This window comes from Actinoplanes sp. OR16, from assembly GCF_004001265.1.
In the GTDB taxonomy this organism is placed as follows: Bacteria; Actinomycetota; Actinomycetes; order Mycobacteriales; family Micromonosporaceae; genus Actinoplanes.
The window spans coordinates 1,979,784-1,996,371 of sequence record NZ_AP019371.1 but is presented as its reverse complement, the minus strand read 5'-3'; the positions used below and the strand labels follow the sequence as shown (position 1 = coordinate 1,996,371).

At 70.1% G+C, this 16,588-nt stretch carries 15 protein-coding genes; 6 read left to right on the top strand and 9 right to left on the bottom strand.

All coding sequences use genetic code 11. The features are described from left to right. Position 1: 1 nt before the first annotated feature. Both leuA and EP757_RS09235 read right to left on the bottom strand, forming a co-directional pair. Positions 2-1,726, bottom strand: coding sequence for a 2-isopropylmalate synthase (gene leuA, locus EP757_RS09240; protein ID WP_127543892.1), 1,725 nt, complete (start codon positions 1,724-1,726; stop codon positions 2-4). A gap of 189 nt (positions 1,727-1,915) precedes the next feature. Next, positions 1,916-2,686, bottom strand: a complete 771-nt coding sequence (locus EP757_RS09235; RefSeq protein WP_127543890.1) for a hypothetical protein — start codon at positions 2,684-2,686, stop codon at positions 1,916-1,918. Between the two features lie 149 nt (positions 2,687-2,835). Between EP757_RS09235 and EP757_RS09230 the strand changes: the two genes are divergently transcribed. Both EP757_RS09230 and EP757_RS09225 read left to right on the top strand, forming a co-directional pair. After that, complete coding sequence (locus tag EP757_RS09230) at positions 2,836-4,101, top strand: aspartate kinase (protein ID WP_127543888.1); 1,266 nt, start codon at positions 2,836-2,838, stop codon at positions 4,099-4,101. A gap of 8 nt (positions 4,102-4,109) precedes the next feature. Continuing rightward, positions 4,110-5,174 (top strand): aspartate-semialdehyde dehydrogenase, encoded by a 1,065-nt coding sequence (locus EP757_RS09225; RefSeq protein ID WP_127543887.1) that lies wholly within the window; start codon positions 4,110-4,112, stop codon positions 5,172-5,174. Positions 5,175-5,208: 34 nt separating this feature from the next. Here EP757_RS09225 and pyrE read toward each other — a convergent pair whose 3' ends face one another. After that, on the bottom strand, positions 5,209-5,736 hold the full coding sequence (gene pyrE / locus EP757_RS09220) for an orotate phosphoribosyltransferase (protein ID WP_127543885.1): 528 nt from the start codon (positions 5,734-5,736) through the stop codon (positions 5,209-5,211). A 138-nt stretch (positions 5,737-5,874) separates the two neighbouring features. On the opposite strand from pyrE, the gene EP757_RS09215 reads away from it, so the two are divergent. Then, the gene (locus tag EP757_RS09215; RefSeq protein ID WP_127543883.1) at positions 5,875-6,150 is read left to right on the top strand and encodes a hypothetical protein; all 276 of its coding nucleotides are present in this window, start codon (positions 5,875-5,877) and stop codon (positions 6,148-6,150) included. 7 nt (positions 6,151-6,157) lie between these two features. Here the strand turns inward: EP757_RS09215 and EP757_RS09210 are convergent, their stop codons facing one another. The 5 genes from EP757_RS09210 to EP757_RS09190 form a co-directional block, all read right to left on the bottom strand. Then, on the bottom strand, positions 6,158-7,336 hold the full coding sequence (locus tag EP757_RS09210; RefSeq protein ID WP_127543881.1) for a MarP family serine protease: 1,179 nt from the start codon (positions 7,334-7,336) through the stop codon (positions 6,158-6,160). 28 nt (positions 7,337-7,364) lie between these two features. Next, entirely contained in the window at positions 7,365-8,075 is a 711-nt protein-coding gene (locus EP757_RS09205; protein ID WP_174262367.1) for a CoA pyrophosphatase, read from the bottom strand. After that, entirely contained in the window at positions 8,072-8,509 is a 438-nt protein-coding gene (locus EP757_RS09200; RefSeq protein ID WP_232050430.1) for a TlpA disulfide reductase family protein, read from the bottom strand. Before EP757_RS09200 ends, EP757_RS09205 begins: the two co-directional genes overlap by 4 nt. 113 nt (positions 8,510-8,622) lie before the next feature. Beyond that, positions 8,623-9,423: an endonuclease III gene (gene nth, locus EP757_RS09195; protein WP_174262366.1), complete on the bottom strand. Its 801-nt coding sequence runs from the start codon at positions 9,421-9,423 to the stop codon at positions 8,623-8,625. Between the two features lie 35 nt (positions 9,424-9,458). Beyond that, on the bottom strand, positions 9,459-10,643 hold the full coding sequence (locus EP757_RS09190; RefSeq protein WP_174262365.1) for a CapA family protein: 1,185 nt from the start codon (positions 10,641-10,643) through the stop codon (positions 9,459-9,461). A 206-nt stretch (positions 10,644-10,849) separates the two neighbouring features. On the opposite strand from EP757_RS09190, the gene EP757_RS09185 reads away from it, so the two are divergent. The 3 genes from EP757_RS09185 to EP757_RS09175 all read left to right on the top strand — a co-directional run bounded on the left by EP757_RS09185 (position 10,850) and on the right by EP757_RS09175 (position 15,099). Further along, positions 10,850-11,527, top strand: a complete 678-nt coding sequence (locus tag EP757_RS09185) for a Crp/Fnr family transcriptional regulator (protein ID WP_014447921.1) — start codon at positions 10,850-10,852, stop codon at positions 11,525-11,527. Between the two features lie 168 nt (positions 11,528-11,695). Then, on the top strand, positions 11,696-13,081 hold the full coding sequence (locus EP757_RS09180; protein WP_127543877.1) for a carboxyl transferase domain-containing protein: 1,386 nt from the start codon (positions 11,696-11,698) through the stop codon (positions 13,079-13,081). 11 nt (positions 13,082-13,092) lie between these two features. Continuing rightward, positions 13,093-15,099: a biotin carboxylase N-terminal domain-containing protein gene (locus tag EP757_RS09175; RefSeq protein WP_127543875.1), complete on the top strand. Its 2,007-nt coding sequence runs from the start codon at positions 13,093-13,095 to the stop codon at positions 15,097-15,099. A gap of 494 nt (positions 15,100-15,593) precedes the next feature. Here the strand turns inward: EP757_RS09175 and EP757_RS09170 are convergent, their stop codons facing one another. Next, on the bottom strand, positions 15,594-16,580 hold the full coding sequence (locus EP757_RS09170; protein ID WP_127543873.1) for a serine/threonine-protein kinase: 987 nt from the start codon (positions 16,578-16,580) through the stop codon (positions 15,594-15,596). Positions 16,581-16,588 lie beyond the last annotated feature (8 nt).

Here is a 16,588-nt window from a genome sequence, read left to right as displayed (position 1 = left end):
CCTAACGCGCGCGGTTGACCGCGCTGGTCACCGCTTTGATGGACGCGCTCACGATGTTGGCGTCGATCCCGACACCCCAGTAGGACGCGTCGCCGACCTGAACCTCGACGTACGCCGCGGCCTGCGCGTCACCACCCGAGGTGAGCGCGTGCTCCTGGTAGTCCAGGACCCGGGCGCTGATCCCCAGCGGCTCGACGGCCTGCACGAACGCGGCGATCGGGCCGTTGCCGACACCGGCCAGCGGACGGCGGACGCCCCGATGGAAGACCTCGACGTCGATCTCGACCTTGCCGTCGACGGTGGCGGTGCTGTAGTTCTCCACCGTGAACGCGGTCGCGGTCTGGTGCTCCACCAGGTATTCGCCGGCGAAGATGTCCCACATCTGCTGCGGGCCGACCTCGCCACCCTCCTCGTCGGTGTGGTGCTGCACGACGCCGGAGAACTCGATCTGCAGCCGGCGCGGCAGGTCCAGCTTGTGCTCTTCCTTCATGATGTACGCCACGCCGCCCTTGCCGGACTGCGAGTTGACCCGGATGACCGCCTCGTAGGTGCGGCCCACGTCCCTCGGGTCGATCGGCAGGTACGGAACGCCCCAGGTGAAGTCGTCGATCGGCGTGCCGGCCGCGTCGGCGTCGGCCTGCAGGGCGGTGAAGCCTTTCTTGATCGCGTCCTGGTGCGAGCCGGAGAACGCGGTGTAGACCAGATCGCCCGCGTACGGGTGCCGCTCGTGCACCGGCAGCTGATTGCAGTACTCGACGGTCCGCTTGATCTCGTCGATGCTGGAGAAGTCCACCTGCGGGTCGATGCCCTGGGAGAACAGGTTCAGGCCGAGGGTCACCAGGTCGACGTTGCCGGTGCGCTCGCCGTTGCCGAACAGGCAGCCCTCGATCCGGTCGGCGCCGGCCAGCAGGCCCAGCTCGGCGGCGGCCACCGCGGTCCCGCGGTCGTTGTGCGGGTGCAGGCTCAGGATGACGCTGTCCCGGCGCGGCAGGTTGCGGTGCATCCACTCGATCGAGTCGGCGTAGACGTTCGGCGTCGCCATCTCGACGGTGGCCGGCAGGTTGATGATCAGCGGCCGGTCCGGGGTCGGGTCGATCACGTCGATCACGGCGGAGCAGATCTCCAGCGCGTAATCCAGCTCGGTTCCGGTGTACGACTCGGGCGAGTACTCGTAGAAGATCTCGGTGTCCGGGGTGTGGATCTCCGCGTACTTCTGGCAGAGCCGCGCGCCCGTGGTGGCGATGTCGGTGATGCCGTCCTTGTCCAGGCCGAACACCACGCGCCGCTGCAGCGTCGAGGTCGAGTTGTAGAAGTGCACGATGGCGCGTTTGGCGCCGCGGATCGACTCGAACGTCCGGTCGATCAGGTGCTCCCGGCACTGCACCAGGACCTGGATGGTGACGTCGTCCGGGATCAGGTCCTGCTCGATGAGCTGGCGGACGAAGTCGAAATCGGTCTGGCTGGCCGCCGGGAAGCCGACCTCGATCTCCTTGTAACCCATCTTCACCAGCAGCATGAACATGCGCCGCTTGCGTTCCGGGGACATCGGGTCGATCAGGGCCTGGTTGCCGTCGCGCAGATCGACGGCGCACCACCGGGGGGCGGTCTCGACCACGCGGGACGGCCACTGACGGTCGGTCAGCGGTACGGCGAACTGTTTCTGGTACGACTCGTAGCGCTGGAAGGGCATGGCGCTGGGGCGCTGGGTCTTGAACGCATCGGACATGTGACTGCTCCAGTCAGGACGAAGACGAGCAGGCGGCGCGCGTCACCTCCGCGACGAGGTGCCGGCCTGGAATGGGGCCTCGTCGCGGCAGCGAAGAAGAAGGCTCACCTGCCACATGTCGCCACTGACGTTACGTGATCGGTTTCGAGACGGCTAATGGAACGACCGGATCGTGGGAAGTGTGACCGATCAGCCGGTGAGCCCGGAGGGCTGGACGGACGGCTGGACCACCGGCGGGGGCGGCGCGTCCATCCCGAGCGGTGCCGCGCTCACCACCGGGCCGGGGAGCTGGACGGTGGCCGGGGCCGCGACCTGCTTCACGAACTTGAGCACCCCGAAGTTGACCCGCGCCGCGGTCAGCAGGCCGTCCGCCGCGTAGCAGTAGATGCCGACGTCGACCGGGGCGTCCAGGGACGCCGAGACCGAGTCGACCGAATAGCAGGTGCCCTGTGCGCCCTCCAGCGGGCGGACGGCGGAGACGGCGAGCGCCTCGTGCCGGTCGGTGAAGGCGGGCAGCCACTGCCGGAACAGCCGCTGAACCTTCGGGTCGTACGCGGCGGGGACCTTGTCGCCCTTCTCGGCGACGAGCACGCAGGAGGCGTTGATCCCGAGGGAGCACTGATGCAGGCCGGCTGCCGTGCGTACGATCGCCACGTCCGACGTCCCGCCCTGAGCGCCCCGCGGGACGTCGACCCGCCAGGTGCCGTCGTTCGCCACCATCGCGATCACGTTGCGGGGCCGGCCGTCGCCGACGTCCCAGGTGTAGAGAGCGGCGTACCGCCGGTCCAGGGCGAGCGCGGCGAGACCGGCCAGCGCGTCACTGGCGTCGGTGACGGGATCCACGCCGGCGGACGCGGCAGCCGACGCCGACGGGCTGGGCGCCGCCTCCGGCGTGTCACCGGAGCAGCCCGCGGTCAGGCCCAGCGCCAGCAGCGTGACGATAAACGCGAAACGGCGCATCGGGTCATTCTGGCGGGGCCTCGCCATCCGCCGGACGAGCGGGCCCCGGCGTGTCGCGCCCAGGTGGCCGGAATCTGGGATCGCCTGTCGAGCGGTGGTGGCCCCGCGGCTAGTGTGGTCAGGACTGCCCTGGAAGGAATGGTTTTGCCGTGGCTCTAGTCGTGCAGAAGTACGGTGGCTCTTCGGTGGCGACGGCCGAGCGCATCAAGCGCGTGGCCGAGCGCATCGTGGCCGCTCGCAAGGCCGGCGACGACGTCGTTGTCGTCGTGTCGGCGATGGGCGACACCACCGACGAGCTCGTGGACCTGGCGAACCAGGTGAGCCCGCTGCCGCCGGGCCGTGAGATGGACATGCTGCTCACCGCCGGTGAGCGGATCTCGATGGCGTTGCTGGCCATGGCGATCCACAACCTGGGTTACGAGGCCCGGTCCTACACCGGCTCGCAGGCCGGCGTGCTGACCACCTCGACGCACGGCAAGGCCCGGATCATCGATGTCACGCCCGGCCGCCTGCGGACCGCGCTGGACGAGGGCGCGATCGCCATCGTCGCCGGTTTCCAGGGCGTCTCGCAGGACACTAAGGACATCACCACGCTGGGCCGGGGCGGCTCGGACACCACGGCCGTGGCACTCGCGGCAGCGCTGCACGCCGACGTCTGTGAGATCTACACCGACGTGGACGGCGTCTTCACCGCCGACCCGCGGATCGTGCCGAACGCCAAGCACATCAAGAAGATCACGTATGAAGAGATGCTCGAGCTGGCCGCCGGCGGGGCAAAGGTGCTGATGTTGCGATGCGTGGAGTACGCGCGCCGTTTCAAGGTGCCGATCCACGTACGCTCTTCGTACTCGAACAAAGAAGGCACGCTCGTCACCGGATCGATGGAGGACCCTGACGTGGAGCAAGCATTGATCACCGGGGTCGCGCACGAACGCAGCGATGCCAAGATCACGATTGTCGGCGTGCCGGACGAGCCGGGCGCCGCCGGGCGCATCTTCGAGACGGTCGCCCAGGCCGAGATCAACATCGACATGATCGTGCAGAACGTGTCGACCGAGGGCACCGGCCGCACCGACATCTCGTTCACGCTGCCGAAGGCCGACGGCCAGAGCGCGATGACCGCCCTTGACAAGATCAAGGACCAGATCAAGTTCAAGAGCCTGCTCTTCGACGACCACGTCGGCAAGGTCTCGCTGATCGGCGCCGGCATGCGTTCGCACCCGGGTGTCGCGGCCGAGTTCTTCGCCTGCATCGGGGCTGCCGGGGTCAACATCGAGATGATCTCCACGTCGGAGATCCGGGTCTCGGTCGTGTGCCGTGACACCGACCTCGACACCGCGGTCCGCGCCGTCCACGATCAGTTCGACCTGGGTGGCTCCGAGGAGGCCGTCGTCTACGCGGGCACCGGCCGGTAAGCCGGACGATGGCGAAGCCCACGCTCGCCGTCGTCGGAGCCACCGGCTCCGTCGGTTCCGTCATGCTCGAGCTGCTCTCGTCCCGGCGCAACGTCTGGGGCGAGATCAGGCTGCTCGCGTCGGCCCGGTCGGCCGGCAAGGTCCTGGCCTGCCGGGGCGAGGACCTGGAAGTCCGGGAGCTGACCGCCGAGTCCTTCGACGGCGTCGACGTGGCCATGTTCGACGTCCCCGACGCCGTCTCGCAGCAGTGGGCGCCGGTCGCCACGGCCCGGGGTGTCATCGTCGTCGACAACTCGTCCGCCTTCCGCATGGAGGCGGACGTGCCGCTCGTGGTGCCCGAGGTGAACCGTGAGGTCCTTCAGCACCGCCCGCGCGGCATCGTGTCGAGCGCCAACTGCACCACCGCCGCGATGATCATGGCGGTGGCGCCGCTGCACTACGAGTTCGGCCTGCGCGAGCTGGTCCTGGCGTCCTACCAGTCCGCTTCCGGCGCCGGGCAGGTCGGCGTGGACACCCTGCACGACCAGCTCACCAAGGTGGCCGGCGACCGGCTCCTCGGTTCCCGCCCGGGCAACGTGCGGCAGGCGGTCGGCGACGATCTGGGCCCGTTCCCGGCGCCGCTCGCGCTGAACGTGGTGCCCTGGTCCGGCGATCCGGCCCCGCTGGGCTGGTCCTCGGAGGAGCTGAAACTCCGCAACGAGTCCCGCAAGATCCTCGGGGTGCCGGCGTTGAAGGTCTCGGCCACCTGCGTACGGGTCCCGGTCGTCACCGGGCACTCGATCGCCGTGCACGCGGTCTTCGCGTCTGAGGTGACCGCCGACGGTGCCCGGCAGGTGCTCCGCAACGCGCCCGGGGTGATCGTGGTGGACGATCCGGAGGAGGGCGAGTTCCCGATGCCGATCGACGCGGTCGGCACCGATCCGTCCTGGGTCGGCCGGATCCGCCGGGCCATGGACGATCCGCGTGCCCTGTCCTTCTTCGTGACCGGCGACAACATGCGCAAGGGCGCCGCCCTCAACACCGTCCAGATCGCCGAGCTGCTCGCCGCCGAGATCGAGAAGAACCGCGCCTGACGGCTTCTTCGAGTTCCCGGCGGCGAGGGTGGGGCTACTCGGCTACCGCGTCCAGGGCTTCCCGGGTCAGCAGCGCGCGCAGGGTGATGCCCTCCGCGGCCAGCGCGGCGGCGCCGCCCTCCTGACGGTCGATCACGCAGACCGCGTGGTCCACGTGCGCGCCGAGACGCCGCAGGTCGTTGGTGGAGAGGACGACCTGGCCACCGGACGTCACCACGTCCTCGACGATCAGGACGCGCCGGCCGGCCACCTCGGCGCCTTCGGCCAGGCGGGCCGTCCCGTACTGCTTGGCCTGCTTGCGGACGAACGCGGTGGGCAGCTTGGCGTGCCGGGCCAGGGCCGTGACGACCGCGATTCCGCCCATCTCCAGGCCGGCGAGGACCTCGGTGCCTTCCGGGATCAGCACGGCCAGCTGTTCGGCCAGCTTGTCGAGGAGCACCGGGTCGGCCTCGAACTGGTACTTGTCGAAGTATTCGGTCGCGGTACGGCCGGAGCGCAGGGTGAATTCGCCGGTCAGCCGGCTCACGCTGCGAACCTGGCGGGCGAGGTCGGAGTCAGTCACAAGGTCCCACCTTGTCACACGCCGTGTGAGGCTTTCTCTTCACCCGTACAGGTACTTGATCGCCGCAATACCGCAAATTATGTCCTTTTGGGGTACTTTTCGCCTAATTAGTGGCTTGCGCCCTGGAAGGAAAGTTCTGTGACACCCTTCGCGATGCTCTTCCTGCTCGCCCTCGCCGGTTCCTCGTGCTTCGCGCTGGGCCGTGCCCTCGGCCGTGGCGAACGATACGAGCGCGGTTACCGCGAGGGCTTCCGTGACGGCGAGACCGGCTCCCTGGCCCGCGCGACCCGGCTCATGCAGCTCGGCGACCGGCCGTCGGTCGCTCCCGCGGTCGAGCAGATGATCGGGCCGTACGCCGTCCCGCAGCAGGTGGCGCCGCGCAACATGCCGGTCCGGCCGCAGCTCGCCCTCTGAGCGCGCGTCAGGCGCACTCGCCGGTCTTGACGGCCTTCGTGCTGGTCTTGCCGTCCTCGGCCACGGAGGAGGCCTCGTCGGCCGTCAAGGCGAAGCCCACGTTCTTGTCGTCGGCCGCGGCCGCGAAGATCACGCCGAGGACGGTGCCGTTCGGGTCGATCAGCGGGCCGCCCGAGTTGCCGCTGCGGACCAGCGACTTGATCGTGTAGATCTCGCGGGTCACGTCGCCGGAGTCGTAGATGTCCGGGCCGGTGATCCGGCTGACGTCGCGGACGCGGGCGGACTGGGCGTTGTACGGCCCGTCCTGCGGATAGCCCAGCACGATCGCGCTGGCCCCGCTCGCCGCCTCCTTGCTGACGAAGTCCATGATCGGCGCTTCCAGGCCGGGCACGTGCAGGACCGCGAGGTCGCGTTTCGGGTCGTAGACCACGACGGTGCCCTCGAGCTGGCCGCGGGACGTCTCCACCACGACCTCCTTGGTGCCGGCCACCACGTGCGCGTTCGTCATGACGCGCTCCTCGGCGTAGACGAAGCCGGTGCCCTCGATCCGCCGGGAGCAGCTCGGGGCCGCGCCGAGCACCTTCAGCACCGACTTCTTCGACGACTGCACGATCTTCGAGTTCTTGAGCTTCGGATCCGGCTCGGCGACCTCCTTGGCCTGAGTCCGCGCGAGACCGCCGAACACGTCCGGGAAGCCGCTGGTGTCGAGGGTGTCGCGGAGCGCCGAGGAGAGAGCCTGCGCCTGCTCCGGCATCAGGCCGTTGATGCCACTGAGGATGGCGCTGCTGCGGAACTCCCGGTTGATCGCGGGAAACGGGGTGGAGCCGAGCGGAACGGCGACCAGCCACGCGGCGAGGAGCAGCGCCACCACCGAGACCAGGGCGCCGCCGGCGTCGTCCAGATGCTGCAGCGGCTTGCTGAAGATGCCGCGCCGCAGGTTGGTCCCGAGCCAGCCGGCGAGGGTCTGCCCGAGGACCGCGAAGGTGAGGATGACCGCGAGGGCCACGACCAGCCGCACCGTGCCGTCGGCGAACTGCCGGGCGATCAGGGGTCCGAGTTGGAGCCCGATCAGCACACCGCTGAAGAACCCGCCGAGGGAGAAGGCGCCGATGACGAAGCCCTGCCGATAACCGCTGACCGCGAACAGCAGCATCAGCACGATCAGAATCACATCGACCACGGGCACTCACTCAGCGTAGAAGTATGAGGCCACGTCACGGCACCACCTCATCGGGCGCGCCACCGCGAGCCGCCGGAACGGGCGCGGAGGCGTCGGGAAGCTCGACGAGCCGGCCCGGTTCCCAGGGCTGCGACCATCCCGCCATGTCCAGCAACGCCGCGATCACCCCCGCCGTGAAACCCCAGACGAGCAGCCCCCGGACCTGGAATGCAGGACCGACCCAGCCGCTCGGATGACGCACCCGGATACGGTTCGCCGGGTCGGCGAGTTCACTGATCGGCAGACGATCGACGTGCGCGACCTCGGCCGGTTGCAGCGGATGCACGTCGTGCGGCCGCCGCCACCAGGCCAGCACCGGGGTGACGACGAAGCGGCTCACCGGGATCCACAGGTCGGGCAGCAGGGCCAGCACCTCGGCGCTGTCACGGTCGAGGCCGACCTCCTCGGAGGCCTCGCGCAGCGCGGTGTCGGAGGCGTCGACGTCCTCCGGATCGGTGGCGCCGCCGGGAAACGCGGGCTGGCCGGCGTGGTTGCGCATGCTCGCGGCCCGCTGCAGCACCAGCAGATCAGGCCCGTCCGGCCCCTCGCCCAGGAGCACCAGGACGGCGCTGGCCCGGCCGTTGCTCCCGTCCGGCTCACGCAGCGGGGTGAAGTCCTCGGTGCGGCTCCCGCCGACGCGGGTCAGCAGTGGCTCGAACCACTGCGGCAGGTCGTCCGGCCGCCGCAGCACCTCGCCTCGGCTCATCGGGTCACCGTCACTCCGGTGTGCTCCTTGACCTGCTTGATCAGCTCGTCGACGTCGAGCGCGTCGCGATGGATGTAGACCTCGCCCTCGGGGCTGACGAAGACCGTGGCAGGCAGCGCGGCCGCCTTGATCCCGGTGGCGAACGCCTGGTCGGGGTCGTAGAGGGTGGGCATGCTCACCTCGTGGTCGGCCGCGAAGGACGCGGACGCCTCCCGCCGGTCGCGGCTGGCGACGCCGAGGACGGTGAGTTTCCCTTCAGTACGGTCGGCCAGGCCCTGCATGACGGGCAACTCGTCACGGCAGGGGGCGCACCAGGACGCCCACACGTTGATCACCGCCGGCCGGGGAAGGTCACGGACGTCCACGGCTTCGCCGCCGTTGAAGCACGGCAGGGACAGATCCGGCAGATCCGGATTCGCTGGCCCGACACTCAAGGAGGTGCATGCGGCGAACGGTGGCGCAGTCTCAGGGGTTTCGGATCGCGTGCTCGCCGTGCACGCCGAGAGCAGCGTCAGGACGGCCACCGCAGCCGTCGCCAGAGCACGCCTCACGGCTCCTCCGGGGCCAGCACCGCGGCGGCCGGCACGAGGCCGGGGTCGACGCCGGCGGCCTCCGCGAGATCACGGGCGCGCGGGCCCTTCAGCAGTTTCGCCGCGGCGGCCGCCTCGGTCGGGCCGGTCCCGAACGACGGGCAGGAACTCGCCAGCGTGCAGGCGCCGCAGGCCGGTTTGCGCGCGTGGCAGACCCGGCGGCCGTGGAAGATCACCCGATGCGACAGCATGGTCCAGTCGCGTTTCTCGATCAGGTCGGCGACCAGGAACTCGATCTTCACCGGGTCGTCCTCGTCGACCCAGCCGAACCGGTTGGTGAGCCGCCGGAAGTGGGTGTCGACGGTGATGCCCGGCACCCCGAACGCGTTGCCGAGGATCACGTTGGCGGTCTTGCGGCCGATGCCGGGGAGCGCGACCAGCTGATCGAGTTTTCTAGGCAGCTCGCCGTCGTATTTCTCGACGAGCATCTGACCGAGCTTGATCAGCGAGTCGGTCTTCGCCCGGAAGAACCCGGTGGGCCGGAGCAGCGTCTCCATCTCGGCGCGGTCGGCGGCGGCGTACGCGGCGGCCGACGGGTAGAGCTTGAAGAGCGTGGGCGTCACCTGGTTGACCCGGACGTCGGTGGTCTGCGCCGACAGGATCGTCGCGACCGCCAGCTCGAGCGGCGTGGTGAAGTCCAGCTCACAGTGCGCGTCGGGGTGGGTCTCGGCGAGCACCCGGGCCATCTTGCGGGCCCGCCGCTTGCGCCCGAGCAGGGTCTCACCCGCATAGCGCGATGCGGAGGCGGGTGCAGTCACCGGTAAAGAGTACGTCGGCGGCGCGACATCGTCGGTCACGCCGAGGGCTTGATCGTCCCGTCGTCGCCGATCGCCACCGCCGTGTCGTCGAAGTCCGCTGCCGACAGGTCGTTGACCAGCTTGCGTCCGCGCTCGTTCTCGGTGTCCCGGGTCGGGACGCCGGTGGCGCTCATATAGGTCGAGAGGAACTTGCCGCCGGCGTACTCACCGTCCTTCGTCAGCGACACGTGCAGGATCCCGGCGTACTTGAGAACCCCGGTTCCGGAGAGCGTCTTGCCGCCGCCGGCGAAGTTCCCGAGGCTGTACGCCACGAGCTTCCCCTTGTAGAACTCCATGCCGCGCAGGACGTGCGGCCCGTGACCGACGACCAGGTCCGCCCCGGCGTCGATGACGGTATGGCTGAACTTGATCGGGTTGCCCCGGTTCTCGCCGAAGAACAGCTCGTTGCCGGGCTTCACGTGTTGCTTGTCGGAGCCCTCGGCGCCCATGTGGACCTGCACCACGACCAGGTCGGCCTCGGACTTGGCCTTCTCCACCACGGCGGCCGCGGCGTCCAGGTCGTTCAGGTTGTTCGCACCGGCGTACGGCGAGAAGCCCACGACGGCGACCTTGACGCCCTTGACGTCCACCACGGTGATCTGGTCCTGCGCGCCGGTGTGCTCGAGCCCGGCGCCCTCCAGGGCCTCGACCGTGTTCCGGTAGCCGGCCGTCCCGTAGTCCTTGGAATGGTTGTTCGCCGTGTTGAGGAGCTGGAATCCGGCGTCCTTGAGGTGCTCGGCGTAGGACGGCGGCGAGCGGAAGGCGAAACAGTTGGGGCGGGCCGGCGATCCGCACTTGGAGGTGCCGGTGTCCCCGGTCAGCGGCTGTTCCAGATTGCCCATCACCAGATCGGACGCGAGACCCTTCTTCACCGAGTCGAAGAAGCCCTCGCCGCCGTTCGCCGGAAGTTTGTTCGGCGCGCTGCCCATGATGATGTCGCCGGTGGCGGAGAGGCTGATCGACTCGACGGTCGCCGACTCCTCGACAGGTGCCTTCGTGGAGGCGCTTCCTGAGGAAGGCTCGGAGGCGGGCGCCTGCCAGGAAGCGGACGGCGAGTCACCACGTTTCGCGATGGCGACTCCGCCGAGGCCGGCTCCGGCCAGAGCAGCTAGGACAATGGTGACAGTTAGGGCAGGGTGTCCTAAACGTGCCTGGCGATGGGACCGGGGGTGCGAATTCATCGACCGGGACGATACCGTCAGCTCGCAAGCGGGATCGACCGACGAAAGGCCTGTCCTGATCTGCCCGGACCGCTGATTTATCACCGGCGGTAATGGCAAATCTGGTTACCGTCCAGTATCTGGATCAAGGGGTGGCCGCCCGTTTCCCGCCCGCGTGCGCCTAGACTGATCGAGCGCAGACGTTGCGCGTTTTCGGAGGTGCGGCGATGGATGAGGTACTGGCTCGCAGCGGAATCTTCCAGGGCGTTGACCCGGAAGCCGCAGAGGCGCTCGCCAAGGAGATGGACACGATCGAAGTCCGTAAGGGCGACGTGGTCTTCAACGAGGGCGAGGCCGGCGACAGCCTGTATATCGTTCTGTCCGGCAAAATCAAGCTCGGACGCCGGGCTGCGGACGGCCGGCAGAACCTCGTCTCGATCATGGGACCGTCGGACATGCTCGGGGAGCTCTCGCTCTTCGACCCCGGTCCGCGTACGGCGACGGCGACCGCGGTGACGGACAGTCGCCTGGCGCGGCTGAAGAAGTCGTCCCTGCGGCCCTGGCTGAACAACCGTCCCGAGATCGCCGAGCAGTTGCTCCGCGTGCTGGCTCGCCGCCTGCGCCGGACCAACGACGCGCTCGCCGACCTGATCTTCACGGACGTGCCCGGCCGGGTGGCGAAGAACCTGCTGCAGATGGCCGGCCGGTTCGGCACCCGGGACGGCGGCGTGCTGCGGGTGACGCACGACCTCACCCAGGAGGAGCTGGCCCAGCTGGTCGGCGCGTCCCGGGAGACGGTCAACAAGGCGCTCGCCGACTTCGCGTCCCGCGCCTGGCTGCGGCTCGACGGCAAGAGCGTGATCATCCTGGACCCGGAGCGGCTCGCGCGGCGCGCCCGCGTCTGACGTTCCTCCAAGTCGGGGCTGTCCGGGTGGGCAGCCCCTTCGCCATGCGTAATCCGTGTCGCACCCGCCTGGCCACTCGTTACGGAGGTGGCCGAGAGGCACCGGCGTGACAGGGAAGGGCGCGGCTTTGGACGCAGGTAGGGGCGGAGCGGGCATCGGGGTGTCTGCATGACCGTGCTCGACACCACGCTGGACCCGCGCGACCCCGCCTACCTGGAGGGGCGCAGCACCACCCTGCAGTTCCTCGCCGACCTGGAGGACGCGCTCGACCAGGCACGGGCGGGCGGCGGGGAGAAGTGGGTGACCCGGCATCACGCGCGCGGGAAGCTGCTGCCCCGGGAGCGCATCGAGATGCTGCTCGACCAGGACAGCCCGTTCCTGGAGCTGGCGCCCTCGGCGGCCTGGGGTTCGGAGTACCCGGTCGGCGCGAGCGTGGTCACCGGCGTCGGCGTGATCGAGGACGTCGAGTGCGTGGTGATCGCCAACGACCCGACGGTGGACGGCGGGGCGGTCAATCCGTACACCGCCGCGAAGATCCGCCGGGCCGCCCGGATCGCCTCGGTGAACCGGCTGCCGCTCGTCACCCTCGTCGAGTCGGCCGGCGCCGGCAGCCCCGACGGCGGCATCGCCCGGGAGCTGAGCCGGCTCACCCCCGATCGGGTGCCGACCGTCTGCGTGACGTTCGGGCTCACCACCGGTGACGCGGCGTATCTGCCGGCGCTCTCCGACTACACGATCATGGTGCGCGGGCACGCCAAGGTGCTGACCATCCACCCGCAGCCGGTACGCAGCTCCGCCAACGGCGTCGAGGTTCGTGCCACACCCGTCGTGCCGGCCGGTCCGGCAGGCCCCGCCGACCAGCTCGCCGAGGACGAACGCGACGGGTTGCGGCTCGCCCGGCAGTGCGTGCGCCGGCTCAACTGGCGCAAACACGGGCCGGCGCCGCGTACCCGGACCCCGCTGCCGCCCCGGCACGACCCCGAGGACATGCTCACGCTCGCCGCGTACGAGCCGTCCGAGTTCGAGCCCCGGGAAGTCCTGGCCCGAATCCTCGACGACAGCGACTTCGACGAGTTCAAGCCCGGTCAGGCCGTCGCGCTCCTGGCCGGCTGGGGTGAGCTGCACGGATACCCGGTCGGGGTGATGTCCACCCCGGCCGCGCCCTGCTCCGCTGCCGAAGCGCAGAAGGCCGTGCACTTCCTGCACCTGGCGAACGCGACGGCCACCCCGCTGGTCTTCCTCCGGCACGCGGGCGCGCCGGGCGGCGAGGACGCCGAGTCGCCGGACGCCCGGCACGACGCCCCGCTGGTCCACGCCGTGGCCCGGTCGACGGTCCCGCACCTGGTGCTCACCGTGGGCCCGGTCGCCGAGCACTCGCCGGACCGGGTCGGTGAGCCCCGATTCACGTTCAGCTGGCCCGCGAAGGGCCGCACCTGCGCCGACGACGGCGTGATCGACCCCCGCGACACCCGTACGGTCCTCGGCCTCTGTCTCTCCGCGGTGCACAGCGCCGCCGTTGAGGGTGCCGGACACGTCGGTGTATTCCGACCTTGAAAGGTAGTGCAGTGATTCGACGACTTCTGGTGGCCGACCGTGGAGAGGTCGCCCGCCGGGTGTTCGCCACCTGCCGGCTGGTCGGCATCGAGACGGTCGCCGTCTACTCCGACATCGACTCCGCGGCGCCACACGTCGACGAGGCCGACTACGCGGTCCATCTTCCGGGGAACACCCCCTCCAGTACCTATCTGCGTACCGAGGCTCTGATCGCGGCCGCGCAGCGGGCCGGGGCCAATGCGGTGCACCCGGGCGTCGGCGTGCTCGCCGAGGACCCCGACTTCGCGGCCGCCGTCGTCGAGGCAGGGATGATCTGGGTGGGGCCGACCCCGGCCACCCTGCGGGCGCTGAGCGTCAAGACCGAGATGAAGCAGCTGGTCGCCGAGGCCCGGGTGCCGGTGCTGCCCACCTTCACCGACCCGGAGACGGTTCCCGGGTTCCCCGTGCTGATCAAGCCGGCGACCGGCAGCGGCGGCGTCGGGATGCGGGTGGTCCGCGACGCGTCGACGCTGGCCGAGGCGGTCGCCTCCACCCGGCGCGAGGTCGGCGGGGACGTCTTCTGCGAGCCGTACGTCAGCAACGTCCGGCACATCGAGATCCCGATCCTGGCCGACGCGCAGGGCTCGGTCGTCCCGTTCGGCGAGCGCGAGTGCTCGGTCCAGCGCCGCTACCAGAAGATCGTCGAGGAGACGCCGTCGCCGGCCGTTGACGCGGCGCTGCGCGAGGACCTGTGCCGGGCCGCGATCGTCGTGATCCGCGCCCTCGGGTACGTCGGCGCCGGGGCCGTCGAGTTCCTGCTCGACGCTGACGGCAAGTTCTGGTTCCTGGAGCTGACGCCGACGCTGCAGGCCGACCACGCGGTCACCGAGTGCGTCTCCGGCTACGACCTGGTCCGGCTGCAGTTGCTGGTGGCAGAGGGCGGCAGCCTGCCGATGCCTGGGCCGCCGCCGATCCGCGGGCACGCCATCGAGGTGCGGATCTGCGCCGAGGATCCGGCGTACGCCTGGCTGCCCGCCGCCGGCACCCTGCACCGGTTCGCCGTGCCGGACGTGGCCGGCTCGTTCCGCCCGCTCGCCCAGCCCGGCCTGCGCCTGGACGCCGGCGTCGCCGACGGCTCGGTGATCGGCATGCATCACGACCCGATGGCGGCGAAGCTGATCGCCTGGGCGCCGAGCCGCCAGGAGGCCGCCCGGATGCTGGCGTCCGCGCTGGCCCGGGCCCAGGTGCACGGCGTGGTCTCGAACCGCGATCTTCTGGTACGGGTGCTGCGCCACCATTCGTTCCGTTCCGGCTCGATCGACACCGGCTTCCTGGACCGGCACCCCGAGGTGTTCGCGCCCCTGCTCTCCTCGGTCGACGCGGTCCGGCTCTCCTGCCTCGCCGCGGCCCTCGCCGGCGCCGCGGCCCGCCGTGCCGCAGCCCCGGTGCTGGGCTCGCTGCCGTCCGGCTGGCGCAACGTGCCGTCCGGCTCGCAGACGGCCGTGTACGACGGCCCCACCGGTCCGGTGGAGGTCGGATACCGGATGAACCGGCACGGCGACCTGGCCGGCTGGTGGGTCCGCGCGGTGGACCCGGAGGAGCTGGACCTGGCCGGTCTCGGTCAGGCCCCGGTCGCCGACGAGCACCCGCCGATCATCGTGGTCCAGGCCGACGCCGACCGGGTCGTCCTCAACGTGCAGGGCATCCGCCTCGCCGTCCTGGTGCACCGGGTCGGTGACGTGTCATACGTGGACAGCCCCGAGGGTTCGGTGACGCTCCGGGAGATCTCCCGCTTCCCACTGCCCGCCCCGGAGGCCACCGAGAGCTCGCTGATCGCCCCACTGCCCGGTGCGGTACGCCGCGTCCTGGTCGTTCCCGGTCAGCGGGTCCGAGCCGGCGAACTGCTGCTGACCTTGGAGGCGATGAAGCTGGAGCACCCGGTCCACGCGCCGTCAGCCGGCGTCGTCGCCTCCCTGCCGGTCCACCCGGGCGCCGAAGTCGACACCGGCGAGCTGCTGGCAGTCCTCGACCCGGAGTGATCCGGCCGCTCTCCGGCGTCGGCGAGCCGGGCGGTGACCGCACGCAACGGCGTTTTGCGTCCGCCAGCCGCCCGTATAGCGGCGGTGCCCGCACACGATCGCTTGGTGTGTGCGCTGGCCGTCCTGATGGTGGCGGTGGCCGCACGCGATCGCTTGGTGTGTGCGCTCGCCGTCCTCGCGTTGCTTGGTGCGTGCGTTCGCCGTCCTGATGGTGGCGGTGATCGCACGCGATCGCTTGGTGTGTGCGCTGGCCGTCCTGATGGTGGCGGTGAGTGCACACGATCGCTTGGTGTGTGCGCTGGCCGTCCTGATGGTGGCGGTGAGTGCACACGGATGCTTGGTGTGTGCGGTCGCCGCCCTCGGGCGCGCGCCGGCTGGGCCGGGAGCTTGCGCCGCTGGTGCGGCCTTGACCGGGCAAAGGGCTCGCGCAGGGTCGGTGGGAACGGGTTCGGCGTGCGGTGGGGGACGCTCTCGTCCGTACGAGGAAAGAAAGATCAGTTGAACCAGCGGCTGAAAAACCCCTTCCGGCCGCTCTGGTGCACGGTGGGGGTGTCGTCCTCGCGCGTCGGGGTGCTCGGCACGATCGGGCGGGGGCGTGGTGGCACGTAGTTCTGCGTCGATCGGTAGACGGCCGGGGGTGGCTGTGGCGTGTTCGGATCGAGCTGGAGGTTGTTGAGCAGGTCGCGCATCTGCTCGGCGGTGGGGCGGGACTCCGGGTCGTTCGCCATGCCGTAGCGGAGGATCTCGGTGAGCGCCCGCGGCACCCCGGGGATGTCCGGGAGCGGCTGGGTGAAGAGGTCCATCAGGGTGATCAGACTCGGACTGCGGTCGGTGGCCCAGCGCGGCGGGCGGCCGTTCATGACGGCGTAGAGGGTGGCGCAGAGGGCGTAGACGTCGGCGGCGCCGGACGGGTTCTCGTGGCGGAACATCTCCGGCGGCGCGTAGGCCGGCGTCAGCACCTCCAGGGTGACCGACGAATCGCGCATCTCGCCCAGCACGGCCAGGCCGAAGTCGGCGAGCACGGCCGCGTTGAACTGCGAGTAGAGGATGTTCGCCGGCTTCACGTCACGGTGCAGCACCCCGTTGGCGTGCGAGTGCACCAGCGCGTCGGCGATCTTGATGCCGACGTCGCGGGCCTCGGCCGGGGTGAGCGGGGAGACGCGCATGCGATCGAGGTACGACCCGTCGCACAGCTCCATGATCAGGTATGGATGCTGATCGACCGTCACACCCACGTCGAAGAGGTCGACGACGTGCGGATGCGACGACATGCGGCCGGCCGCGCGCGCCTCACGCAGGAATCTCGCCTGGTCACGGGCGTTGTCGAGGGTGCGGTTCTCCATCTTGATGGCGACCTCGCGGCCCACCGAGTCCTGGGTGGCGCGGTACACGGTTGCGTAACCACCGCGTGCCATTACCGACAATCCGGACATGCCGGGCACGTACGGGGCGGGCAGGGCACCAGGCGGAGTCTCCGTCACGGAATAGA